Origin of the sequence: Streptomyces sp. NPDC002467 (assembly GCF_042889825.1) — a bacterium.
GTDB lineage: Bacteria > Actinomycetota > Actinomycetes > Streptomycetales > Streptomycetaceae > Streptomyces.
Genome location: NZ_JBIARJ010000016.1, coordinates 71,627 through 93,199, shown reverse-complemented (window position 1 = coordinate 93,199; position 21,573 = coordinate 71,627). Strand labels below are relative to the sequence as shown.

The following is a 21,573-nucleotide window of genomic DNA, read 5'->3' as shown; positions in this document are numbered from 1 at the left end:
CGCCGGCCGGAGCGGGCATGCGCGGCGTATGAGACCTTCAGGAGGGTGACTCATGGCGGCGTCCACCGACGGAGTCCGGGCCCGCGGCACGCGCGAGGCAGTGGCCGTTGCCGCCCGTCTAGGCCTGGCCACGCGCGGGTTGCTGTACGTACTGGTGGGCCTGCTGGCCCTGCGGATCGCGTTCGGTGACACGGGCAAGGTGGCCGACCGTTCGGGCGCGCTCGGCGAGCTGGCCGGCCACCCCTACGGGCGGGTGCTCGTGTGGGCCATCGGCCTGGGCCTCGTGGCGATGATGCTCTGGCGCCTCTCGGAGGCCGTCTTCGGTGCGGCCGGACCGAAGGGACGCAAGCTCACCAAGCGCGGCGCCTCTGCCGCGCGAGCCGTCTTCTACGCGGTGGCGGCCTTCTCGGTCCTGGCCTTCGCCGCCGGCCGGGGTGGAGGGCGCTCCAGCGACGAGCAGTCGCGGGACGTCACGGCCAAGGCGCTGGACGCCCCTGCGGGCCAATGGCTCGTGGCGCTGGTGGGCGTCGGTATCGCCGTCGGCGGCATCGTCGTCATCGTGGGCGCGGCGCGCCTCACCTTCCGCGAGGAGATGGAGCTGGGCCGCCTGCCCGAGCGCGTACGTCAGGGCGTGGAGGCGCTCGGCGTCGTCGGCGGCATCGCCCGCGGCGCGGTGTTCGCGGCCGCCGGCGCGGTCCTCGTCCATGCGGCCGTGTCCTATGACCCGGCGAAGGCCAAGGGCATGGACGACACGCTCCGCTCCTTCGCCCAGACCCCCGTGGGCCCGTGGTTGATGGTCGTCGTGGCGGCCGGCCTACTGCTGTTCGGGGTGTTCTCGTGGGCGATGGCTGTCTGGCCCGGGTGTGAGAGGGCGCCTCGCCTCGCCGAGCGAAGTCTCCGGTTTATGCCTAGTTTGTACCCGTCGAAGTTCCGATACCAAGGAGGTCGTCATGGCTGACAAGGGAAAGATGGATCAGGCCAAGGGCAAGGCCAAGGAGGCCGTCGGCAAGGTCACCGGCAACGACCGGATGAAGGCCGAGGGCAAGATGGACGAGGCCAAGGGCAAGGCCAAGGAAGCGATGAGCGAAACCGAGGATCGCGCCCGCGACATGAAGGACTCCCTCCGCCGCAAGGGCGACAGGACCTGATCCGCCCCGACGGGTCCGCCTTCCGGACTCCCCGCTGACAGGACGCGGCTCCGGGTGCCACGGCACCGCGCGGCCGCGTCCTGCGTGCCCGGGGCGGGCGGATCACCTTTTCCAGGTCTGTAGCGATGCACGACACGAAAGGGGCGGCAGCCCATGGACAGCCGGAACGACGAGAACCCCGCGGCCGAAGTGGTGGTTGCGGTCGGCGACTGCGCACCGGAGGACGCCCGCACCGTTCTCGACCTCCTCGAGCACTCCTTTCCCGCGGAAGCCGTGGCGAGCGGCCCGGCGGAAGGCGCGGCCGCGACCGTGTGGAGCGCGACCCTCGACGCCGCCAAGCCGGCGGAGCGGCGGGAAGCCCCCGTTCGGCTGAAGGGTGAGGTCAGCGTCACCCTTCAGGGAGGACCTCGCGCCGTGGAACGGGTGCATGCCGCGCTCGCCGGACAATTCGCCGTCGAGGACACCGGAACCGTCTCGGGCGACCAGGAAAAGGAGATCGGGCTGCGCCTGCTCCCCTGATCTGCCGTTCCTACCGGTGCCGGGCCAGGGATCGGACGAGGACGACGAGGGCGAAGGCGATGACGACCAGGTGGAGCCAGGCGGGGCCGGGCGCGGCGGTCAGGCCCAGAGCGATGGACGGATTCGAAGTCATGGCGCTCGCCTGCCCCCGTTCACCGGAATGAAGCACCCCGCGGATGTGCGTGCGCCGATCGGAATCACCCGGTCGGCGGAATCGACCGGCCCGACCGACACGTGGGGCGGGCCGGATCGGGGTCATCGGCCCGTGGAGCTGCCCGAGACCAGCCGGGGCGCCTCGATCTCCGCCCAGACGGCTTTTCCGTGCGCATGGACGTGAGTGCCCCAGCGGTCGGAGGCGCGCTCCACGATGTAGAGGCCGTGCCCGCCCGGCAGGCCCCTCTGCGGGGACGGGTTGCGGCGAGGCGGCTCCGTCGTGCCGTCGAACACCTCGATCCGCAGGACCTCGCCGGCCGTGAGCGCGAGCTCGACGCAGCCACCCGCGTGCAGCGATGCGTTCGTGAGAAGTTCGGACACCAGGAGCAGGACGTCCTCGGCGGTCTCGGTCCCGTCCCAACCCCAGTCCAGCAGGGCCTGACGGACGAAGTCGCGGCCTTTGGCCACGTGGCCGCGGACGCCGGACAGTGCCAGCCGACGGCGTTGCCCCGCGCCGGAAAGCCCGGTGGGCACCGGATCGTCGGCCGCCGGCCCGATGGCTCGCACTGTGCTCTCAACCCCCGTCGTGGTGCCGATGCCGCTCACGGGAACCGTGACGGCCCGGCCGAGCAGGTCCAGGGCAGTGTAGGCGACCGACGTTCACACAGCGCCGCCATGCGCAGCCGCAGAGTGAGGCCGTCCGCCGAGGCGCGGCGGCGCCCCGCCGGCGGATCGGACAGGCGGACGCCGATGCGAGCGTGGAGGACTCGACCTCGCGCTCGGGGTCGTAGCGGTCGATGGCCTTGATCAGGCCGATGGTCCCCACCTGGACGAGGTGGGGCTCACGGCGGTGGCCGAGTGGGACATGGTGGCCGTTCCCTCCCGGTCGACTGACGGCTGCCCGGGCGCGCCTGCCCGTTCCCCTCGGCCCTACACGCCTTTCGCCGAACATCGTGTGCCGCGTCAGGTCGAGGGCATGCGCGGGGGACGAGGCCCGAAGGGAAGGCACCCCGTGTTCATCGCCGCGCTGCTGCTCCTGCCCGCTCTGCTCTGCGCCGTTCTCGCTCTCGGACGGTACGAGGAGTTCATGCTCGGGCCCCACACCGCGGCACGGACCGGCCGTCACAGGGCGCGGAGGCGGGCCCGTCACCGGCATGCCGGAGGCTCGACCACGGCTCGGCCCGGCAGGGGCACGAGTGACGGCCGGGACAGTCACAGGGTATGAAACGCATCGTGCAGTCCGGCGGCGAACCGGAACGAGAACGCTCGCGGACCGGCCCTCCTCGTCGTGAGCATGATCGCGCTCCTTACCCGGCCGCGCCCAACGCATAGGGCCGTGGTTTCGCACGGGTCACTCCGGGCAGCTTCCCGGCGATCCTCCTCGGGTTCGAGCGCGACGCGGAGATGCCCCGTCAACGCGTGGTCGCGGGTGGGCTGCCCGAGGGCGAGGAGCCTTGCGCGGGGCACTGGGGAGACGACCAGGGCATGGAGTGATGAGGACCGTCGTCGAGTGGAGTGACCCTCGGGCCCCTTGCCCAGGCGCGCCACTGATTCAATTCGCGCGGGAGTAATGGACCGTGTCGGTCCAGATGCGTTCGAGGCGCACGCGGGTGCCGGGTTTGGGGGCGTGCCAGATCTTGTCGTTCCCCGCGTAGATGCCGACGTGGCCCATGGTGCTTCCCCTGGGGAAGAAGACCAGGTCACCCGGCGTGCGTTGGGCGCGCGAGATGTGGAGGGTGTCCTCGTACTGCGCGTCCGCGGTACGGGGAAGGGGCCGGCCGGCCTTCCGGAAGGCGTAGAGGGTGAGGCCCGAACAGTCGAATTCCCTGGGCCCGGTGGCGCCGTAGACGTAAGGGGCGCCCTTTTTCGAGGCTGCGACGGCGACAGCCTTTATTCCGTAAGAGGAAGCGGCCTGGGCCGGCGCCGCGGGCGCGAACGCGACTGTCAGTGAAATCGCGAGGACCAGGACGGGACGGCAATGCTTGACGGGGCTCTTTTTTATTTTCGGCAATCGCGATACCTCCGCATTCAGATAAGGAACAGGCCGGCCCTTGACGGTGGCTGTTCTCGGTGACTGCGTTATGGCTCCCGACGACCGCCTATTTTTGCCCGAAAGGTTCGCGTTCACGGGCGTGGGACACGGCGGGTAATGTCTCATTTCGGCAAAGTGGTCCGAGAAGATATTCCTGATGATCGTCCGATGATCTCCGCACACCCTCCCTGCGGCGCGTCTGCGTGCCCGGCTGCGGGGCATGCGCGGGAGCAGTCGGGCCGGGTGCCTGCTGCGAGACGATCTTCGGGAGACACCATGACGAATGAGCCTTCCCGCGCGAACTCGGACATCGGCGCCGGCCCCCTGCCGGGCGCGCCCGGACCGGTGTCCCCGCCCGCGGACGAACCCGAGCGACTCACGGAGCCGCTGCCGCCGAAGCCGGATCAGGACGGGCCGGAGACGGTGAGCCCCACCGGTCAGGCGACCGGCACGGACCAGGCCCGGGTGGCGCAGGGCGGGCCGTACCTGACGACCGCACAGGGCGCCAGGCCGTACGACAGCGACCACTCCCTGAAGGCCGGACCGCGCGGGCCCGTGCTGCTCCAGGACCCCCATCTCCGCGAGAAGATCACCCACTTCGACCACGAGCGCATCCCCGAGCGGGTGGTGCACGCCCGCGGCGCCGCCGCGCACGGCGTCTTCCTGGGCTACGGGGCCGCGGGCGAGGTGAGCCGGGCCGCTTTCCTGGCCAAGGACGTGGAGACACCGGTGTTCGTCCGGTTCTCCACCGCGCTCGGCTCGCGCGGCTCCGCCGACACCGTGCGGGACACCCGCGGGTTCGCGACGAAGTTCTACACCGACGAGGGCACCTTCGACCTGGTCGGGAACGTCGTCGCGCAGAAGGCGGCGACGATCCAGATCCTTCCGGGGGCCGGTTCCGGTTGGGGCTGGGCTCGGGGGAGAACCTCAACGAGCACATCGTCGGAGCCGGCTGGCCCGCCGCCCACGTACGGCTGGACATGCCGGAAGACGCCGTCGACGTCATCCGGCGCATGCTCGACGGCGAGAACGTCAGCCACCACGGCGCCCACTTCGACGTCGAGAACGCCCGCCTCTGGGACGTCCCCGATCGGCCGCCCCCGATCGGCATCGCCGTCTGCGGCCCCCGTTCCCGCGAACTCGCGGGCACCCGCGGCGACCTGGTGATCGCCACCGAGCCGAAGCGGGAACTCCTGGAGGCGTTCGACGAGCACGGCGGCGCGGGCAAGCCCCGCATCGGCCAGGTGCCCCTCTGCTACGACACCGACCGCGAGGCCGCGGTCGCCCGTGCGCACGACCAGTTCCGGTGGGCCCTCGGCGGGTGGCGGGCCAACGGCGAACTCCCCGGCCCCGACGGCTTCGAGCAGGCCGCCCGGTACGTGAGGCCCGAGGACGTGACCGAGTCCATCGCCCGTGGCGACGATGTCGACGAGTTCGTCGACGCCGTACGGCCCTACGCGGAGGCGGGGTTCACCGAGGTCGCCCTCGTCCAGATCGGAGGCGATCACCAGCAACCCTTCCTGGAATGGGCCGAAGCGAAACCGCTCCCCGCACTGCGCGCCCTGTGAAGGCCGTGATTCCGCCCACCCCTCGTGTCAGCTCCCCGGCTCGGGGCAGGGGCATGGAAGTCCCTGTCCCGTACACCTGCTGAGGAGCCATGAACAGCGTCATTCGCCTGCTGTCCGTCCTGGGGGGTTCGCTCCTGCTCACCTTCGCGGCCGACTGGGCCGCTGACCGGCTGCTGTGCCGGGCCGACGCACGGCACCCCGAAACACCCCTGTGGAACCTGTTGCGCCGGTGCCGGCCGGCCCTGAGGATCGTGCTGCTCGCCGCGTTGCTCAGGGGTGCCTACGCGCAGGCCGCCTGGCGGCCGCTGCAGGACGAAGCGGACACCGTCGGCAGGATCCTCTCGCTCGTCCTGATCGGCGCCGGCGCCTGGCTCATCGTGGGAGTGGTCTCCGCAGTCGTCGAATCCGGCTACGCCCGCTACGCGACCGGCACCCGCGACCCGGCCCGGGTCCGCCGGGTGCGTACGCAGGTGACCCTGATCATGCGGGTCGTGACCGCCGTCGTCGGCGTCGTCGCGGTCGCGGCGATGCTGCTCACCTTCCCGAGTTTCCGCGCGCTCGGCACCTCGATGCTGGCCTCCGCCGGGATCATCGGGATCGTGGCCGGCGTCGCGGCCCAGTCCACCCTCGGGAACCTCTTCGCAGGTTTCCAGATCGCGTTCGGCGACATGGTGCGCCTCGGCGACACGGTCGTCGTCGCGGGGGAGTGGGGGGTCGTGGAGGACATCACCCTCACCTTCCTCGCCGTGCGAACGTGGGACGAACGCAGGATCACCATGCCCGTCTCGTACTTCACGACCCGCCCCTTCGAGAACTGGTCGCGAGGCGGCGTCCAGATGACCGGCACCGTCTTCCTCCACTGCGACCACGGCGCCCCGATCGACCTCATGCGCGACAAGGTCCAGGAGGTCCTGCACGCCTGCCCGGAGTGGGACGGCCGAGGCTGGGGCCTCGCCGTCACCGACACGACTCCCTCCACCATCGTGGTCCGGGCCATCGTCACGGCCAAGGACGCCGACGACCTGTGGACCGTGCGCTGCGCGGTACGGGAGCAGCTGGTCGCCTGGCTCGCGCAGAAGCACCCGGAGGCCCTGCCGCGCGTCACCGTGGGCCCGCAGCGGGGTGGCAGCGAGGACGAACGGCGTGCCGCGCAGCAGCCACCGTCGGGCGAGCCCAACGGCCAGGCCTCCGTCCGGGCGCGTATGGATCTCCGCTGAGGGGGCAGGCGCAGCCTCGCAGCGCCGGTTCGACCACCCGTACTACCGGCTGGACGAGGGGCCGAGCCCGGCCCGCAGGGCGAGGAGCGGGCGCCCGTCCGCGCCTGCGGTGGCCCGGAAGGCCCCGGCCACGCCTGTGCGGACGGAACGGAAGGAGAGCAGGACCCCTGGGGCCCACCGGCCGCCGCTCCCGGCTTGTGGACGCCCTCCGCTCGGTGCTGCTCTCCTGCGACGGGCTCGACGCGCGGGCCGCCCTCGACCGCGTCATGGCCGCCTACACGCCCGAGGACCACGAGGACGACACGTGCACGGTGGCCCTCCGGCTCGCCCGAGAACGATTGATCATGGCGCGACGGGGAAGCCGCAGAGTGTGATCACCGTAGGCGTCGAGGAAGAGTACTTGCTGGTGGACCCGGCCGACGGGCTGCCCGCCCCGTTCGTCGAGGGCGTACGCCGCACGGCGGGCCTGAGCCCGCTGGCAGAGCGCGACGAGGTCCAGGCCGAGCTGTTGCAGGCCCAGATCGAGGTGGCCACACCGGTGTGCACCGAGCTGGAGGAGGTGGGCGGGCACCTGCTGCGCCTGCGTCACGCGGTCGGCTCGGCGGCGGAGGAGAACGGCTGCAGGATCGCGGCCACGGGCGCCGCCCCCTTGCGAGGCGACCGGCCGGTTCCCGTGACCCCCTCGTCGCGCTACCTGCGGATGGAGGGCAGGGCCCGCCGGCTGGTCGACGAGCAGTTGATCAACGGGATGCACGTCCACGTGGCCGTTCCCGACACCGGAACGCGGGTCGCGGTGCTGAACCGCATCCGCGTATGGCTGCCGGTCCTGCTGGCCATGTCCGCCAACTCACCTGTGTGGGACGGGCAGGACACCGGGTTCGCCAGCTGGCGCACGATCGTCTTCGGCCGGTGGCCCGTCAGCGGACCGCCTCCGCATTTCGACGGATCCGTCGACTACGAACGGCGACTGGACGCGCTCGTGGCCTCGGGAGTGATCGCCGACCGGGGGCAGGTGTACTGGCAGGCACGACTCTCCGAGCGCTACCCCACGGTCGAGGTGCGGTGCCTGGACGTGCAGCTGCAGGCCGAGGACGCGGTCATGCTCGCGGGCATCGTCCGGGCGCTGGTCGCCACGGCGATGGCCGACGAGAAGGCGGGTCTGCCCGTGCCCCACCCGGCGCCGGAGCTGCTCCAGGTGGGAAACTGGCACGCGGCCCGGCACGGCCTGAACTCCGTCCTGGTGGATCCAGAGGGTCGGCCGCGCAGCAGCGGTGACGTCCTGTGCTCCCTCCTCCAGTACATCACCCCGGCCCTGGAAGAGGCCGGTGACCTCAGACAGGTCGGCTCCCTGGTGCACCGGCTGCTCCAGGAGGGCACCCCCGCGGACCGCCAGCGCCGGGCTCTCGCCGAAGGCGGACTACCCGGACTCCTCGGACTGATCACGGGCGCGACCGCGTGCGCCTGAGGGCGGCTCCGGGCCGGCCCGCTCCGCACAGGAAGACCCCGGGGCGGCGAGTGACCGACAGATCCCCTCACCCCGGAGGTCTTCACCGTGGTCAAGGCCCGCTCAGCCCGTGACCTCGCCGCGCCAGCCGCCCGTCTCGACCCCGCGCCCCTCGATGAACAGTTTGAACCGCTTCAGATCCCCGGCGACCTGACGCCTCACGAATCCGAGCTTGTCCGCGGCGTTCTCGGCGATTCCCTCGGGAACCCAGTTCATCCGCAGGACGACCTTGGTGGTGTACGCGTCGACGGGCTGGAAGGTGACCAGCCCGGCCTGGCGCGTCTCTCCGTCCACCGTCATCCACGCCACGCGCTGGTCCGGGAGCTGCTCGGTGATCCGCGCATCGAACTCACGCCGCGCACCGTTCACGTTCGTCACCCAATGGGTGAGCGTGTCCGTGCGCTGGTCGATCCGTTCGACCCCTTCCATGAAGGCGGGGAAGTCCTCGAACTGCGTCCACTGGTTGTAGGCCGTGCGTACGGGAACGTTGACCTCGACGCATTCCTCGACGTGCGACATGCGCAGCCCTTCCGTGTCGGCGTCGACGGCGGTCGCCGCACCCGGTGGATACCGCTGCCGCCGCCTTCAGAGACCCTTTCGAGGCCCGGCTACCCGCTCCATGAGGCGGCATGCGCGCCATGGAGCGGGGCATGGAGGCCGGGAAGTCGACCCGGGAAGGTCTGCGCCCTCTCCTGGAGTCGGCCGACCTGCCGGCGGCCCGCGCCGCCGACCGGGACCGCCGATTACGGCTCGCCCGACGTGCGGCGGACGCACGTCCGCCGGTACCGGATGCTCCACGTCACCGCCGCAGCCACCTCCCACGGATGACCCCAGGACGGTCCGCACCCTGCGCGCCTACACGGCCGACCGCACCGAGGACCACTACGCTTACCGCGTCAGGCACGACGGGATGCCCCTGGCCGAGAGGGAAGGCGCCTTCCTGCTCCGTGGGCTCGCCGTGGCACTGGCCGAACACCAACAGGGGCGCCGGCAGGAGGCGCTGCGCTGGTTCGAACGGAACCGGGCCGCCTGCGGACCGCCGGGCTGTTCACGCAGCGCCGCCTGAGCGGGAACCTCCCGCAGGCGTTCGTCCACGCCCTGATGCCGGAGACCGCCACCGGACCGGCAGGGCCGGAAGCAGGGCAGACCGCGCGACGGAATGGTCGACGGCGGGCAGGGAAGACGCCGGACATCTGACGGCCGGATCGAGGGGCGGCGGCATGCGAAGCGTAGGAGTGGAAGAAGAGCTGCTGCTCGTGGACCCGCACAGTGGCGCTCCGCTCGCCGTCGCGGGGGCCGTCCTCGCTTCCGCGAACCGCCTGGCCTGGGACCGTCCCGGCGTCGACGGCAGTCCGAGGCACGAATTCGAGAAGGAACTGCAGAAGGAACAGCTGGAGTTCGCCACCAAACCGGTCACGGACATGGGTGAGCTCCAGGCGGAGATCGTCCGCATACGTGGCGAGGCGGCACGGCACGCGGCCACTGCCGGCGCCGTCGTGGCGGCGGTCGCGACATCACCGCTGCCCGTACGGCCTTCGCTGAGCGCCGGCCGACGCTATCGCTGGATGGGCGAACACTTCGGACTGACGGCGCAGGAACAGCTGACCTGCGGATGTCACGTCCACGTATCCGTCGCCTCGGACGAAGAGGGCGTCGCCGTCCTGGACCGCATCAGGCCGTGGCTGGCCGTCCTGACGGCGATGAGCGCGAACTCGCCCTTCTGGCAGGGCGGCGACAGCGGCTACGCCAGCTACCGCAGCCGGGTGTGGAACCGGTGGCCCTCCGCCGGTCCGGTCGGGATCTTCGGATCCGCCGACCGCTACCACGAACAGGTCGCCAAGATGATCGACACCGGGGTGCTGCGCGACGAGGGCATGGTCTACTTCGACGCGCGCCTGTCCGCCACCTACCCCACCGTGGAGGTCCGGGTCGCGGACGTCTGCCTGGACGCCTCCACGCCCGTCCTGCTCGCCGCCCTCGTCCGCGGCCTGGTCGAGACGGCGTCCCGCGCCTGGGAGGACGGGCATCCCCCGGCCAGGATCGAGACGAGTCTGCTGCGCCTGGCCTCCTGGCAGGCAGGCCGTTCAGGCCTGGACGGATCCTTGCTGCATCCGGAAAGCATGCGGGAGACGAGCGCCGAACACGCCGTCGACGCCCTGTACCAGCACGTGCGCGAGGCCCTCAAGGACCACGGTGACGACGACTACGTGCGGGAGGCCCTCGCCCGGCTGCACGAACGGGGCAACGGCGCCCGCACGCAGCGTCGTCTGCACGCCGACGGACGGCCCCTCGGGTCGGTCGTCACCGACTGCGCCAAACTGACGATCGCACCGTGAAGCGCCGAATCGGCTCGGGCGGGCGGTCGTCCGAGCCGATTCAGGGCAGGCCGAGCCGGAGCGCCGGATCCGGCGGGCCGTCGTAGTCCACGGCGTCAGGGCCGGGCGACGCGAAGACGTGCACCGTGACGGTGGGCCCGGCATCACGAACCGCGTGCATCCGGTGGTAGAAGGTCTCGTCGAAGCGGAATCCGCGGCCCGCGCCGACCTCGTCGGTGTGCGGAGCGCTGCCGAGCCGGGCCCTGGCGTGGGTGAGAGCGCCCCTGGCGACGAATACCGCGCCCCGGATCCGTTCGTGGTCGAGGTACGCCGTCCTGGGCGGCAGGCTGTGCCGTCCGAGTGCCCACACCCCGAGGCCGTCGGCGCGGAACAGCCGGACCCAGCTCCGTTCGCCGTCCCGCTCCGCGAGCCGCCACTGCCGGCGCAGGTAGTCACGGCCGGCGTCGACGGCGATTTCGAGCAGCTCCTCGGGCTCTATGAGACGGCCGCCCGGCAGGGCAGTCACTCGTGCGTTCATCCGTACACACCGCCTCGCCACGCCTCCCGCGGCCCCCGCCCGCCTGACCGGAAGCCTTTGCGCACGTCGGTCGGCCGATCCCGCAGCGCCCGTCCGACCGGCGGGGGGCTGCGCCGCAGGGTCCGCTTTCGGTCATTTCGCGCCCACAGCACGAAGAGCTGTGCGAGCGCGGATTTCGGGGGCAGGCGAAGTGCGTTCGCATCCGTACGCCGTTTCCGGCGCGCTCGGCCCGACGGCCGACCGGGCGGCGTTCTGTTCGAGGAGGTTCTGCGATGCTGATCATCGTGACACGCAGCGGCGGGTTCGCGGGCGGGGAGCTGACCGCTGCCCTGGACACGGACTGCCGCGCCGACGGCGCCGAGCTGGAACGGCTCGCCGAGAGCGCGCTCACCAGTGAGGGCCCCGCCGGTCGGGAGCCCGTGCCGGACGGATTCGGCTATGTCGTCCGGGTCGACGGCAAACTGGTCGAGTTACGGGATCCCCACCTCACCGAGGAGCAGCGGAAGCTGATCGACGCCGTCCTGGCGGAAGCGGTCTGAGCGACCCGCACCCTGCGTCGGGACCGGGGGAACCGCACCGGCGGGCGGAGCAGGGTCACCCCTCGTCCGGTTCCTGCTCGACCACGTGCATGGCCGCTTCCTCCGCGGAAGCGGCTCCACCGTCGATCCCGGCGTCGCGGGCCACCACGGAGATGTGTCGCACCGGCGGCCCCTCGTAGGTCGGGGCCATCCGACCAGCCCGCTCTCGGCCCGCCGTGGTCGCGTCGTCGCTCGGATCGCCGGTCATGTCCTCGCTGCCGGGGGCCGGGTCCCCGGCAGCGTTCCCCCAGGGAATGACGTGCGCGTCGTCGGCCATGGCCTCCTCTTCCGGCTCCTCCTGGGCGAGGCGTTCGTCGAGGGTCTCGCCGGCCTGCTGTTCCCGGCCCGTAGTGCCGTGCCGGGTGACGGCGACAGGGCGGTCGGGCGGTGAGTACCCCGTGTCCAGGGTCTCGTCGAGATCCGGTTCGCCGAGGGCGTTCTCCATGTCCGGCTGTGACTCGCCGGGCTCCGCCTCCGCCTGGGGCTGGTGGACGTCGTCCCCTCGGGCGTCGCTTCCGATCACGGCCCTCGCCTCCTTCTTCCGCCTCCGCGCCGCGCGGCCCGGGTCCGGCTCACGGCTGTCACCGCTCACACGTCCGGTCGGGGTTCGCCATCGGCGTCGAGCCCTTCCCCTTGTCCGACGGGGCGGTCCACTCCGAAAAGACCGACCATCCGGTCCATCAGGTCGTCGAAATCCCGCCACGGGGTCTCGGGTGCCACGCCGGTGCGGGGGACGGCCCTGTGCGGCCGGCTGCCGTTTGCCGATGTCATGACGGCCTCCCTGCCGATCGTCGTAGCGCAGATCCTGGGACGCGTGCGCCTTCCCCGGATCGGCACGTTCATGCCACCGAGCCCTGCCGGACACGCCCTAGCGGCGGCCCACGCGTCGCAGCGCGCGGCGGATCCGGCCGCTGTCCTCATTGCGCAGCCGGGAATGCCGGTCCAGTTCCTCCATGAGCCGCTGGGACCGCTTGTCCACGTCGAGCTCGTCCAGCACGCGGTCCACATCCGCGAGCAGGGCCCCGTACAACTGCCACTGAGCGGGGGAGGTGCGCAACTGCTCCAGGAGGAGGCGGGCCATGAGATCACGGCTCTCGCGTGCCATCCCCAACTCGCGCGTGAGCCGGTCTTCCTGCTCCTCGGCGTTGGTGCTGACCTGGGCGGTGATCAGCCGGGAGAAGCTGTGCACCGCGAGCGCCATGTGTCCGAACAGGTCCCGCAGGACGCCGCCCACCTCGGGAGCGAACAGCGGCTCGTCCGCCCGTGCCTTCGCCAGGTCGGTGAGCGCCCGTGCCGAGACCCGCAGCACGACCGCGCAGATCTCCAGCGTGTCCAGCCCCGTGCGCAGCACCAGCCGAAACATCAGCGCCTCCCGTACTCGGGGGTTCATGCGCAGGCTGTCCTCCGCCTGGCGCAGGGCCGAGTCGACGCCGGCGATGTCGTTGTCGAGTCGGCGGGCCTCGTGCAGTCGGGACGCGGCATCGGCGACGGTGGTGCGCCCGGTCAGCTCGTTCGCCATGCCGGTCATCAGGGCCGCCATGCGGGCGGCGAGGCCGTCGATGGCCCGGCCGGCGGGCTCCACCCAGACGGGCGGGGCGAACAGCAGGTTGAACCCCAGGCCGACCACCGCGCCGATCAGCGTCTCCAGCACCCTGTCCCAGGCGGTGTCCGCCACCTGGGTCACACCGAGGACCAGCATCGCGCTGATCGCGACCTCCGGGACGAACTCGTCCACCCGGACCAGGTGCCCGACCACGAGGGAGGCCAGGATGACCAGGCCGAGGCTCCACCAGGTCAGGCCGACGAGCGCGCTGAAGCCGATGGCGATCAGCACCCCGGCCACGACGGAGTTCACGCGGCGTACGCCGGTGGTGAGCGTGGAGTACAGGGTGACCTGGACCACGAGCAGGGCGGTGAGTGGGGCCGTCAGCGGTGCCGGCTCGCTGCTGAGCCGGAGCGCGACGACGTAGGACACCACGGCGGCCCCGGTGGCACGGACGCTCTGCACCACCACGGGGTCGCGTCGCCTGCTCAACAGCCGCGGCAGGAGGTGGTGACCGGTGGGCGGGGGAGGTGCGTCGTGGGGCATACCCCTGCCCCTTCCCCCCAGGTCGCCGCGATCACGCGCGGGACCTTCGTGGTGGCGGTCCGAGACCCGTTCGGCGGGCGCGGGCGGCCGGCAGGTCCGCGAGGCGCCGCAGTGCCGGTACGAGGTCTCCGCCGTGGTGCCCCTGCCCGTACAGGCCCACCGTGTGAACGGCGGCCTCCGCCCGACGACGAGCCCGGTCCGGCTCGGCCGGCGCCGCCGCAGGTCCGGGGCTTGGAGGGCGGCAGGTGCGGGCAGGCGCCCCACGTGCCGACCGCCCGACCGGCGGTGTCACCCGGCACCGAGCGGTCCCGGCGGTCCGGAACCTGGCCGGACCGGCCGCGTGAGGGTGAGGCGCCCCACAGGACCCACGTCACATCCGAACCGGGCTAGTAGACCCGGAACGTCCGGTAGAGCCGTCCTCCTCGGCGCTCCACCGCGTGGTCGTCGTGCCCGTCCTGCGAGGTCGGTTAGTAATCGGGGTCGTTGCCAGGGTCCTGGGGCGTCGGTAGAACTGGATGAGTCGCCGGGCGGCACGGGTGTTTCACCCGCCGCCCACCGATCCCCTCTGCTTCGCGTGAGTGGCTCACGCATGCCTGTGGCGTGCGGCGACCGCCCTTGTTCCCTTCGGAAGGTTGCTCCGTGTCCAACGCCGTCATCCGCCGCATCGCCGCTTCGAAGAAGACCCTCGCGGGTACCGTCCTCGCCCTGGGTGTCGCCGGCTCCATGCTGGCCACCGTCCCGGCGCAGGCCGCCCCGATGAGCGCCAAGGCGATCGCGCAGCAGATGATCAAGGACCCGGCCCAGTTCGCCGCCTTCGACAAGATCATCTCGCACGAGAGCGGCTGGGACTACACGGCGACCAACGCCTCCTCCGGCGCCTACGGCCTGGCCCAGGCCCTTCCGGCGTCGAAGATGGCCTCCGCGGGCGCGGACTGGAAGACCAACCCGGCCACCCAGATCAAGTGGGGCCTGGACTACATGAACTCCCGCTACGGCAGCCCCGTCGAGGCCTGGAACTTCTGGTCCGCCAATCACTGGTACTAAGCCGACACAGGCATCAGTAGACGCACGAAGACGCTCGGCAGGGACTCCCCGCCGAGCGTCTTCTGCGTATGCCGTCCGGACACACCGGGGGGGTGTGGGCGGGCCACCCACGGGCAGGCGCACGGTATGGCCGTGATCGTCGGCACCTCCGGGTGGCAGTACCGGGACTGGTCTGGCGTCTTCTATCCCCCGGAGCGGCCCCAGCGGCTGTGGCTGGAAGAGTATGCGCGGCATTTCCGGACCGTGGAGAGCAACAACGCCTTCTACCGCTTGCCGTCACCGGAGACCTTCGCCCAATGGCGCGAACGGACCCCGCCGGGCTTCCTGATGGCCGTGAAGGCGAGCCGCTTCCTCACCCACATCAAGCGCCTGCGTGACCCGGCCGAGCCCGTCCACCGACTCGTGGGGCACGCCGCCTCCCTCGCTGACCGGCTCGGTCCGGTACTGCTCCAGCTCCCGCCCACGCTGCGAGCGGACCCGGAGGCGCTCGACCGCTGCCTCGCCTGCTTCCCCGCCGGGGTCCGCGTCGCCGTCGAGCCCCGCCACGAGTCGTGGTGGAGTGCGGAGGTGCGTTCGGTGCTGACCGAACGCGGTGCGGCCCTGTGCTGGGCGGACCGGGGATCCCGGCCCGTGACACCGCTGTGGCGCACCGCCGACTGGGGCTACGTCCGCTTTCACGAGGGCCGCGCCCACCCCTGGCCGAAGTACGGACGGACCGCTCTGCGGAGTTGGGCGGAACGGATCGCCGAGACCTGGCCCCGCGACGCGGACGTCTTCGCCTACTTCAACAACGATCCGGGCGGAGCGGCCGTGGCCGACGCGCGGGCGTTCATCCGGCTGGTGGCGGCATCCGAGCCGATTCGCCGGCCCTGCGTGAGACAGCCCCCACACGCCTGACCGGTACTCGACAACGCTGCGGACCGGGGCCGCTCAGGAGGGGGAGGGGAGCGGAAGGTCGGCCCAGACCGTCTTGCCGCCCCCCTCCCTCCGGGTTCCCCGGTTCAGGGTGAGGCGGTCGACGATGAAGAGGCCGTGCCCCCCGATGGCATCGGGCCGGTGTTCACCCATGCGTGGTGGCTCAGGGCTGGGATCGGTGACGGCGATCTGCAGCAGCGTGCCACGGCGTTCGAGGGAGAGCCGCAGGATTCCGCCGGCGTGTTCGGCGGCGTTGGCGAGCAGCTCCGCGGCGACCAGGACGGCGTCGCCGCCGTCGGCCGCCACGTTCCAGCCGTCCAGTGTCCGGCGTACCCAGGCGATGCCGGCGCCACATGCCGCCACCGTCCCGGAATCGAAGACGAGTTCCCGATGGGGGAATGTGGGAGGGGATGGCGGTGGGCCCATGATCGATCCCTGAGCAGTGGGCGGGTGTGCCTCGTAGCTCGCCCCTGCCCGCGCTCGTGCGGCGTACGCGTCGGCCGAGTCCCAGGATCACGGGGTGTGCCGGGCGGTGGCCTCCGCGACGGTCGGATGGACGTCGAACGAGCCCGTCGTGCCGGTCACCTCCAGCACGTGCCGGACAGCCTCACTGGGGGAGACGAGGGCCGGCGGCACGCCTCGCGCACGGGCGGCGTCGCGTATTCCAGACCCCGAGTCCCGCAAGACGCCTCGCCCCAACCCAGGGGTGCAACCCGGCGAGACGCCGCCCGGTGAGTCGAGCACCGGCACCGGTGCAGGTCCCTACCGGCCGCTCACACGCGGCTGGGCCAAGGGTCCCCTCCTGGTGATCTGCCCGGTGGCCCTGGCGCGTGCCCTCTTCTTCCTGGCCTACGCCATCATGCTGAACCTCTGAGCGGGACCGGAAGGGCGATCGGAGCGCCGGAGCAGGGGGAATCGGCATCCGCTGATCGGCGTTGTCGAGGCATGGACGATGCGTCACGACACGGTCGAGAAGAGTCCGACCCGTCCGCCTCCGCTTCCGCCTCCGCCTTCTCCACCGTCCGAGGCCGCCTCGCGGCCGACCGCGCGGACACCGTCGCGCGTCTGGCCGCGCTGGGCCGCGACTTCGACGGGATCGTCGCGGCGAACGCCCTGGTGGCCGTCGACGACGAGCACGATCCCGAAGGGGGCACGACCGCATTCGAACGGGCCCACGTGGCCGCACTCATGGCGCAGGCCCGCGAGCACCTGGAAGAACTGGACCGGGCCTTGGAACGACTCGAACGAGGCCGGTACGGACGCTGTGAAAGGTGCGGCGGGCTGATCCCGTCCGAACGCCTGGAGATCCGTCCGGCGGCGACCACCTGTGTCCGCTGCGCCGAGTCCGCCCCCGGCCCGACGCCGTCCCCGGCTTGAGTCGTGGTGGGAGCCTCGCCGACCGCCCCCCGGCATCGGGAGAGGAGGATGCCGAGGGGCGTGGCAGGCAGGTGCGAACCGGCCGGCCCCGTGTGCCACGGCGCGTCACCCGGTGTGGGTTCGCGGCCGTGGTCTTCGTCCGCTCGGTCGCGCAGGGGCGGCACAGTCAGTCGGCGTCTGTCCACTCGTGTCGGTCTCAAACTCGGCGGGGATCAGGCCCCGGTGAGGAGCGCGTCGAGCCCGGACGAGTCGTTGACGGGCAGGTACCGGCTGCCGGTCCGCCGCTGTCGGCTCAGCCCGCGGCGGGCAGACGCACCTGAAGGTTGCCGTGGCCGTCGGTCCGGGTGGCGAACACCGGCTGTGGGGCGGTGGCCGGGCCGCCCACGTTCCAGCCGTCGGAGAGGCGGAAGACGCAGCCGTGCCAGGGGCACGTCACGTGGCCGTCGGCTACCTCACCCTGCGAGAGGGGGCCGGAGAAGTGGCTGCACCGGTCCGCCAGGACGTGGAAGACGTCATCGGCTTCCCGGACCACCAGCACCGGCACCTCGCCGACCATCCGGCGCACCCCCCGGCCGTCGGGGAACTCCTCCGCGGGCCCGAGCGTGTGCCAACCGGGCGCCACCAGGCGGAGGACGGACTCGGTCTTGTTCGCGCCGGCCGCCTGCCGGTAGGCGAGGTGGCCGCCGAGAGCGGCGCCGGTGCCGACCGTCGCCAGCCCCGCGAAGCCGAGCACCCGACCCAGCCCGTGACGGCCGCGCGAACGCGCGGCCCACGACACTCCGTACAGTCCCACCGCGGCGGCGATCGACGCGGCGTGCAGCAGGCCGGTGCGCATCTGCTGCTCGTGCTGCTCGGCCCAGTCGACCCAACCCGTCCACGCCGCCGGGGCCGCGGTGACGACGCCGACCGCGACGAGTCGGCGCGCGGCGCGCTCGGAGCCGGGCACGAGGTCGAGTACACCCGCGGAGATCCACGCTCCGACCGGAATCTGGACCAGGGCGGGGTGGAGCGGGTGGCCGAGGGGTCGGCCGTGCAGCACTCCGCGCAGCCGCCCCAGCGGCAGGGCCCGGATAGCGCGCTTCAGCGGCTCGGTGACCGAGTCGAGTTCCTCGGCGTCGGCCACGGCGGCGAGCACCTTCAGAGTCCGGACGCCGATGTCGTCGCTGTGGTCGCCGTCCGCCCGGGCGGCGGCGGTGAGACGTGTGACGAATGTTCCCATGGTGCTCACGCTGCCCCCTTTCTTCCACCGGTGCGGTACGGGCTGAGCCGGACGGAGCAGCGGGCGTCGGACCGGTGACCTCGCCGCGGTGGCCGCGACGTTCGGTGACGACGGGCGCCGCCTGCGCGTCCACGCCCGCCGACCCGGTTGCTGCGCAACCTCGGCGGCTCCCGGCACTGGATCGTCAAGAACGCCGTCATCGGTTTCGCAGTCCTGCCCATGCTCGGTGCCGCCTGGCAGATGACCTCCCGCTCGCCACCCACTTCCTCCTCGTACGGGCGTCCACCCCTGCGGCCTGGTGCGCGGAGGCGGCCACCGCGGGCCTGTGTTGGACCACCGCCGGGCGCGTCCTGCGCCGGCGCGGCCCGCCCACGACCACCGCACCTATCGCCTGTTCGCGTACTGGTACGCCCTGGTCCTCCCCGCCGCCGTCATTTCGGTGAACGCGCAGTGGACGGCGTGGCGGACGACTTGGCGCCGATCGCGGCGCCCGGGCCGGTGGCTTCGCCCGCTCGGTAAAAGTTGAGGATTGTTCACTTTCCATTGACAGGGCGGGCCCCGGGGCCGGAAAGTTCCGTCAGCAGCACGCCCGGCAGCGCCTTCCCGCACCCGTGCCGGGGATCCGCGCTCCTCGACCGAAGCGAGTCCGCATGACAGAGCCCGTACCCCAGTTCCCGGCCGGATTCCTCTGGGGAGTCTCCGCCTCCGCCTTCCAGATCGAGGGCTCGCCCACGGCCGACGGTCGGGGCCCCTCCTCCTGGGACGCCTTCACCAAGGAGCAGGGACGAGTCAAGGACGGCTCGAACGCGGAGGTGGCCACCGATCACTACCGCCGCTACCGCGAGGACGTCGCGCTGATGGCCGAACTCGGCGTGGACGCCTACCGGTTCTCGATCTCCTGGTCCCGCGTCCTGCCCGACGGGCACGGCCCGGTCAACCGCGCCGGGTTGGACTTCTACGACCGGCTCGTCGACGAACTGTGCGCCGCTGGGATCGCCCCGGCCCCCACCCTCTTCCACTGGGACACCCCGCTCGCCCTGGAGGAGCGGGGCGGCTGGCTGGAGCGCGACACCGCCGAGCGGTTCGCCGCGTACGCCTCGGTGGTCGCGGAGCGCCTCGCCGACCGTGTTCCCATGTGGATCACCATCAACGAGCCCGCCGAGGTCACCCTCCTCGGCTACGGCCTGGGCGAACACGCCCCCGGCCGGCAGCTCGTCTTCGACGCCCTGCCCGCCGCCCACCACCAGCTCCTGGCCCACGGGTTGGGCGTACAGGCCCTGCGCGCGGCGGGTGCCCGCCGGATCGGCATAGCCGCCTCGCACAGCCCCGTCTGGGCCGCCGGCGAGAGCGACGAGGACCGCGCCGCCGCCGAGTTGTACGACACGCTCACCAACCGCCTCTTCGCGGACCCGATCCTGACCGGCGCCTACCCGGAGGGGCTGGATTCCCTCCTGCCGGGCCCGGTGGCGGAGGACCTCAAGACGATCTCGGCCCCGCTGGACTGGTACGGGGTCAACTACTACAACCCGATGCTCGTCGGCGCTCCGACCCCGGCCGCCGCCTCCGCCTTCGGCGGCATCGAGATCCCCTCCGGACTCCCCTTCGCCATCCGCGACATCGAGGGGTACGAACGCACCGACTTCGACTGGCCGGTGGTTCCGGACGGGCTGCGCGAGCTGCTCACCACCCTGCGCGAGCGCTACGGCGACCGGCTGCCGCCCCTGTACATCACCGAGAACGGCTGCTCGTACGGCGACGCACCGGACCCGGACACCGGCAGGGTCGAGGACGCGCGCCGGATCGCCTACCACGACGGCCACCTGCGCGCCCTGCACCGGGCGATGGCCGAAGGGGTCGACGTACGCGGCTACTTCATCTGGTCGATCCTCGACAACTTCGAGTGGGCGGAGGGCTACCGGCAGCGGTTCGGGCTCGTCCACGTCGACTACGAGACGCAGGAGCGGACGCCCAAGGAGTCGTACGCCTGGTACCGCGACCTGATCAAGAGCGGCAGATGACCGCCGAGCCGAAGGCCGCGGAACCAACGGAACCCGCGGAAGCGGGCACCGCGCCCGGCGGCCGGTGGGTGGGCGCGCTGTCCCTCGCCAACATCGGGGTGTGGGTCGGCTGGTTCGGTCCGCTGCAACTGCTCCTGGCGCGCCAGGCCGAGCAACTCGCCCCCGAACACAAGGCATCCACCCTCGCCCTGGTGACGGGATTGGGGGCGGCCGTCTCGATGGTCGCCAACCCGGTCTTCGGAGCGCTGTCCGACCGTACGACCGCACGCGTGGGCCGCCGGATCCCCTGGGTGGTCGCCGGGGTGGTGGGCGGCGCCGCCGGCCTGGTGCTCCTCTCCCTGGCGACGAGCGTCACGGCCGTGATCGCGGGCTGGTGCCTGGTCCAGCTGGCCCTCAACGCGGCGTTCGCCGCGCTCACCGCCGCCGTCCCCGACCAGGTCCCGCCCCGGCAGCGCGGTCTGGTCGGCGGCTGGCTCGGCGTCTCCCAGGTCGTCGGCATCCTGGTCGGCACGGCGCTGGCCACGGTCGCGGGCGGAATCACCGCCGGCTACCTGGCCTGCGCGGGCTTCTCGGTGCTCGCGGCCGTGCCGTACGTGGTCATGCGGCGCGACTCGACGCTCGCCCCCGAGGCCCGGCCGGCCTTCCGGTGGCGGACCTTCCTCACCGGCTTCTGGATCGACCCCCGCCGCCATCCCGACTTCGGCTGGGCCTGGCTCACCCGGTTCCTGATGAACCTGTCGTACTCCATCAGCACGATGTACCTGCTCTACTACCTGACCGACGCGGTGCGTTACAGGGGAGACGCCGACACGGGCGTACTGATCCTCACGGCGCTCAACGCGCTCACCCTGCTCTCCACCGTGGTGATCAGCGGCATCCGCTCGGACCGCAGCGGCCGCCGGAAGTCCTACGTCATCCGGTCGGGGCTGGTCATCGCCGCGGCAACCCTGCTGCTCGGCGTCTGGCAGACCTGGACCGGCGCGGTCGTCGCCTCGCTCGTCCTCGGCCTCGGCTTCGGCGTGTACACGGCGGTGGACTTCGCCCTGCTCACGGACGTGCTGCCGAACGCGGAGGACCGGGGCAAGGACCTGGGCGTGATCAACATCGCCAACGCGCTGCCCCAGGTCCTGGCGCCGGTCATCGCGGCCCCGGTCGTCACCCACCTCGGCGGGTACGCGGCCCTCTACGCCCTCGCGGGCGGCCTGGCCCTCGCGGGTTCGGTGCTGGTGCGCCGTATCCGCTCGGTGCCCTGACCTGCTGCCGGCTGCCGGGAGACGACCAGAGCCCTGCCGTTCCGGGAATCCGGAACGGCAGGGCTCTGACGGCGGCTTCGGCGCGC

General features: G+C 71.9%; 24 protein-coding genes and 2 pseudogenes. 16 read left to right on the top strand and 10 right to left on the bottom strand.

Features of this window, described 5'->3' with window-relative positions; genetic code table 11:
- Positions 1–52 precede the first annotated feature (52 nt).
- The 3 genes from ACFYYJ_RS29225 to ACFYYJ_RS29215 all read left to right on the top strand — a co-directional run bounded on the left by ACFYYJ_RS29225 (position 53) and on the right by ACFYYJ_RS29215 (position 1,667).
- Positions 53–958, top strand: a complete 906-nt coding sequence (locus tag ACFYYJ_RS29225) for a DUF1206 domain-containing protein (RefSeq protein WP_389136853.1) — start codon at positions 53–55, stop codon at positions 956–958.
- Complete coding sequence (locus ACFYYJ_RS29220; RefSeq protein ID WP_385123082.1) at positions 951–1,148, top strand: CsbD family protein; 198 nt, start codon at positions 951–953, stop codon at positions 1,146–1,148. The genes ACFYYJ_RS29225 and ACFYYJ_RS29220 overlap by 8 nt, the downstream gene beginning before the upstream one ends.
- Before the next feature lie 153 nt (positions 1,149–1,301).
- Positions 1,302–1,667, top strand: a complete 366-nt coding sequence (locus tag ACFYYJ_RS29215) for a hypothetical protein (protein ID WP_385123085.1) — start codon at positions 1,302–1,304, stop codon at positions 1,665–1,667.
- A gap of 10 nt (positions 1,668–1,677) precedes the next feature.
- Here ACFYYJ_RS29215 and ACFYYJ_RS29210 read toward each other — a convergent pair whose 3' ends face one another.
- The 3 genes from ACFYYJ_RS29210 to ACFYYJ_RS29200 form a co-directional block, all read right to left on the bottom strand.
- Positions 1,678–1,800 (bottom strand): hypothetical protein, encoded by a 123-nt coding sequence (locus ACFYYJ_RS29210; protein WP_385123087.1) that lies wholly within the window; start codon positions 1,798–1,800, stop codon positions 1,678–1,680.
- A 122-nt stretch (positions 1,801–1,922) separates the two neighbouring features.
- Positions 1,923–2,387 carry an ATP-binding protein gene (locus ACFYYJ_RS29205; RefSeq protein WP_389136850.1) on the bottom strand — a complete coding sequence of 155 codons (465 nt, stop codon included), beginning with the start codon at positions 2,385–2,387 and terminating at the stop codon, positions 1,923–1,925.
- Positions 2,388–3,372: 985 nt separating this feature from the next.
- The gene (locus ACFYYJ_RS29200; protein ID WP_389136847.1) at positions 3,373–3,831 is read right to left on the bottom strand and encodes a C40 family peptidase; all 459 of its coding nucleotides are present in this window, start codon (positions 3,829–3,831) and stop codon (positions 3,373–3,375) included.
- A gap of 297 nt (positions 3,832–4,128) precedes the next feature.
- Here ACFYYJ_RS29200 and ACFYYJ_RS29195 point away from each other — a divergent pair.
- The 5 genes and pseudogenes from ACFYYJ_RS29195 to ACFYYJ_RS29175 form a co-directional block, all read left to right on the top strand.
- A pseudogene (locus ACFYYJ_RS29195) lies at positions 4,129–4,701 on the top strand (catalase); the annotation flags it as partial.
- Positions 4,702–5,420 (top strand): annotated as a pseudogene (locus tag ACFYYJ_RS29190) (TIGR03557 family F420-dependent LLM class oxidoreductase); the annotation flags it as partial. It abuts the pseudogene before it with no gap.
- A gap of 89 nt (positions 5,421–5,509) precedes the next feature.
- Positions 5,510–6,637, top strand: coding sequence for a mechanosensitive ion channel family protein (locus ACFYYJ_RS29185; protein ID WP_389136844.1), 1,128 nt, complete (start codon positions 5,510–5,512; stop codon positions 6,635–6,637).
- 197 nt (positions 6,638–6,834) lie between these two features.
- Complete coding sequence (locus tag ACFYYJ_RS29180; RefSeq protein WP_385123096.1) at positions 6,835–7,011, top strand: hypothetical protein; 177 nt, start codon at positions 6,835–6,837, stop codon at positions 7,009–7,011.
- The gene (locus tag ACFYYJ_RS29175; protein WP_385362987.1) at positions 7,008–8,102 is read left to right on the top strand and encodes a glutamate--cysteine ligase; all 1,095 of its coding nucleotides are present in this window, start codon (positions 7,008–7,010) and stop codon (positions 8,100–8,102) included. Before ACFYYJ_RS29180 ends, ACFYYJ_RS29175 begins: the two co-directional genes overlap by 4 nt.
- Before the next feature lie 102 nt (positions 8,103–8,204).
- Here ACFYYJ_RS29175 and ACFYYJ_RS29170 read toward each other — a convergent pair whose 3' ends face one another.
- Positions 8,205–8,660 carry an SRPBCC family protein gene (locus ACFYYJ_RS29170; RefSeq protein ID WP_385362989.1) on the bottom strand — a complete coding sequence of 152 codons (456 nt, stop codon included), beginning with the start codon at positions 8,658–8,660 and terminating at the stop codon, positions 8,205–8,207.
- A gap of 701 nt (positions 8,661–9,361) precedes the next feature.
- Here ACFYYJ_RS29170 and ACFYYJ_RS29165 point away from each other — a divergent pair.
- Positions 9,362–10,477, top strand: a complete 1,116-nt coding sequence (locus ACFYYJ_RS29165; RefSeq protein ID WP_389136842.1) for a glutamate--cysteine ligase — start codon at positions 9,362–9,364, stop codon at positions 10,475–10,477.
- A 40-nt stretch (positions 10,478–10,517) separates the two neighbouring features.
- Here ACFYYJ_RS29165 and ACFYYJ_RS29160 read toward each other — a convergent pair whose 3' ends face one another.
- Positions 10,518–10,994 (bottom strand): hypothetical protein, encoded by a 477-nt coding sequence (locus ACFYYJ_RS29160; protein ID WP_389136839.1) that lies wholly within the window; start codon positions 10,992–10,994, stop codon positions 10,518–10,520.
- 272 nt (positions 10,995–11,266) lie between these two features.
- On the opposite strand from ACFYYJ_RS29160, the gene ACFYYJ_RS29155 reads away from it, so the two are divergent.
- Entirely contained in the window at positions 11,267–11,533 is a 267-nt protein-coding gene (locus ACFYYJ_RS29155) for a protealysin inhibitor emfourin (protein WP_385123111.1), read from the top strand.
- A 55-nt stretch (positions 11,534–11,588) separates the two neighbouring features.
- On the opposite strand, the gene ACFYYJ_RS29150 is transcribed toward ACFYYJ_RS29155, so the two are convergent.
- The 3 genes from ACFYYJ_RS29150 to ACFYYJ_RS29140 form a co-directional block, all read right to left on the bottom strand.
- A complete protein-coding gene (locus tag ACFYYJ_RS29150; protein WP_385362997.1) occupies positions 11,589–12,095 on the bottom strand; it encodes a DUF5709 domain-containing protein in 507 nt (168 codons plus the stop codon).
- A 65-nt stretch (positions 12,096–12,160) separates the two neighbouring features.
- Positions 12,161–12,343 (bottom strand): hypothetical protein, encoded by a 183-nt coding sequence (locus ACFYYJ_RS29145; protein WP_389136835.1) that lies wholly within the window; start codon positions 12,341–12,343, stop codon positions 12,161–12,163.
- Positions 12,344–12,440: 97 nt separating this feature from the next.
- The gene (locus ACFYYJ_RS29140; protein WP_385123119.1) at positions 12,441–13,661 is read right to left on the bottom strand and encodes an aromatic acid exporter family protein; all 1,221 of its coding nucleotides are present in this window, start codon (positions 13,659–13,661) and stop codon (positions 12,441–12,443) included.
- Positions 13,662–14,300: 639 nt separating this feature from the next.
- Between ACFYYJ_RS29140 and ACFYYJ_RS29135 the strand changes: the two genes are divergently transcribed.
- Both ACFYYJ_RS29135 and ACFYYJ_RS29130 read left to right on the top strand, forming a co-directional pair.
- Positions 14,301–14,705 carry a transglycosylase SLT domain-containing protein gene (locus ACFYYJ_RS29135; RefSeq protein WP_385361578.1) on the top strand — a complete coding sequence of 135 codons (405 nt, stop codon included), beginning with the start codon at positions 14,301–14,303 and terminating at the stop codon, positions 14,703–14,705.
- 126 nt (positions 14,706–14,831) lie between these two features.
- Positions 14,832–15,602 carry a DUF72 domain-containing protein gene (locus ACFYYJ_RS29130; RefSeq protein ID WP_389136832.1) on the top strand — a complete coding sequence of 257 codons (771 nt, stop codon included), beginning with the start codon at positions 14,832–14,834 and terminating at the stop codon, positions 15,600–15,602.
- Between the two features lie 33 nt (positions 15,603–15,635).
- Here ACFYYJ_RS29130 and ACFYYJ_RS29125 read toward each other — a convergent pair whose 3' ends face one another.
- Positions 15,636–15,983 carry an ATP-binding protein gene (locus ACFYYJ_RS29125; protein ID WP_389136830.1) on the bottom strand — a complete coding sequence of 116 codons (348 nt, stop codon included), beginning with the start codon at positions 15,981–15,983 and terminating at the stop codon, positions 15,636–15,638.
- A gap of 157 nt (positions 15,984–16,140) precedes the next feature.
- Here ACFYYJ_RS29125 and ACFYYJ_RS29120 point away from each other — a divergent pair, with 157 nt between their 5' ends.
- Both ACFYYJ_RS29120 and ACFYYJ_RS29115 read left to right on the top strand, forming a co-directional pair.
- Positions 16,141–16,494: a DUF6480 family protein gene (locus ACFYYJ_RS29120; RefSeq protein WP_389136828.1), complete on the top strand. Its 354-nt coding sequence runs from the start codon at positions 16,141–16,143 to the stop codon at positions 16,492–16,494.
- A 71-nt stretch (positions 16,495–16,565) separates the two neighbouring features.
- Positions 16,566–16,997, top strand: a complete 432-nt coding sequence (locus tag ACFYYJ_RS29115) for a TraR/DksA family transcriptional regulator (RefSeq protein WP_389136826.1) — start codon at positions 16,566–16,568, stop codon at positions 16,995–16,997.
- Positions 16,998–17,289: 292 nt separating this feature from the next.
- On the opposite strand, the gene ACFYYJ_RS29110 is transcribed toward ACFYYJ_RS29115, so the two are convergent.
- The gene (locus tag ACFYYJ_RS29110; RefSeq protein WP_385132381.1) at positions 17,290–18,216 is read right to left on the bottom strand and encodes a Rieske 2Fe-2S domain-containing protein; all 927 of its coding nucleotides are present in this window, start codon (positions 18,214–18,216) and stop codon (positions 17,290–17,292) included.
- A gap of 650 nt (positions 18,217–18,866) precedes the next feature.
- Between ACFYYJ_RS29110 and ACFYYJ_RS29105 the strand changes: the two genes are divergently transcribed.
- Together ACFYYJ_RS29105 and ACFYYJ_RS29100 are read left to right on the top strand one after the other, a co-directional pair.
- Positions 18,867–20,234: a GH1 family beta-glucosidase gene (locus tag ACFYYJ_RS29105; RefSeq protein WP_389136824.1), complete on the top strand. Its 1,368-nt coding sequence runs from the start codon at positions 18,867–18,869 to the stop codon at positions 20,232–20,234.
- A complete protein-coding gene (locus tag ACFYYJ_RS29100) occupies positions 20,231–21,487 on the top strand; it encodes an MFS transporter (protein ID WP_389136823.1) in 1,257 nt (418 codons plus the stop codon). The genes ACFYYJ_RS29105 and ACFYYJ_RS29100 overlap by 4 nt, the downstream gene beginning before the upstream one ends.
- Positions 21,488–21,573 lie beyond the last annotated feature (86 nt).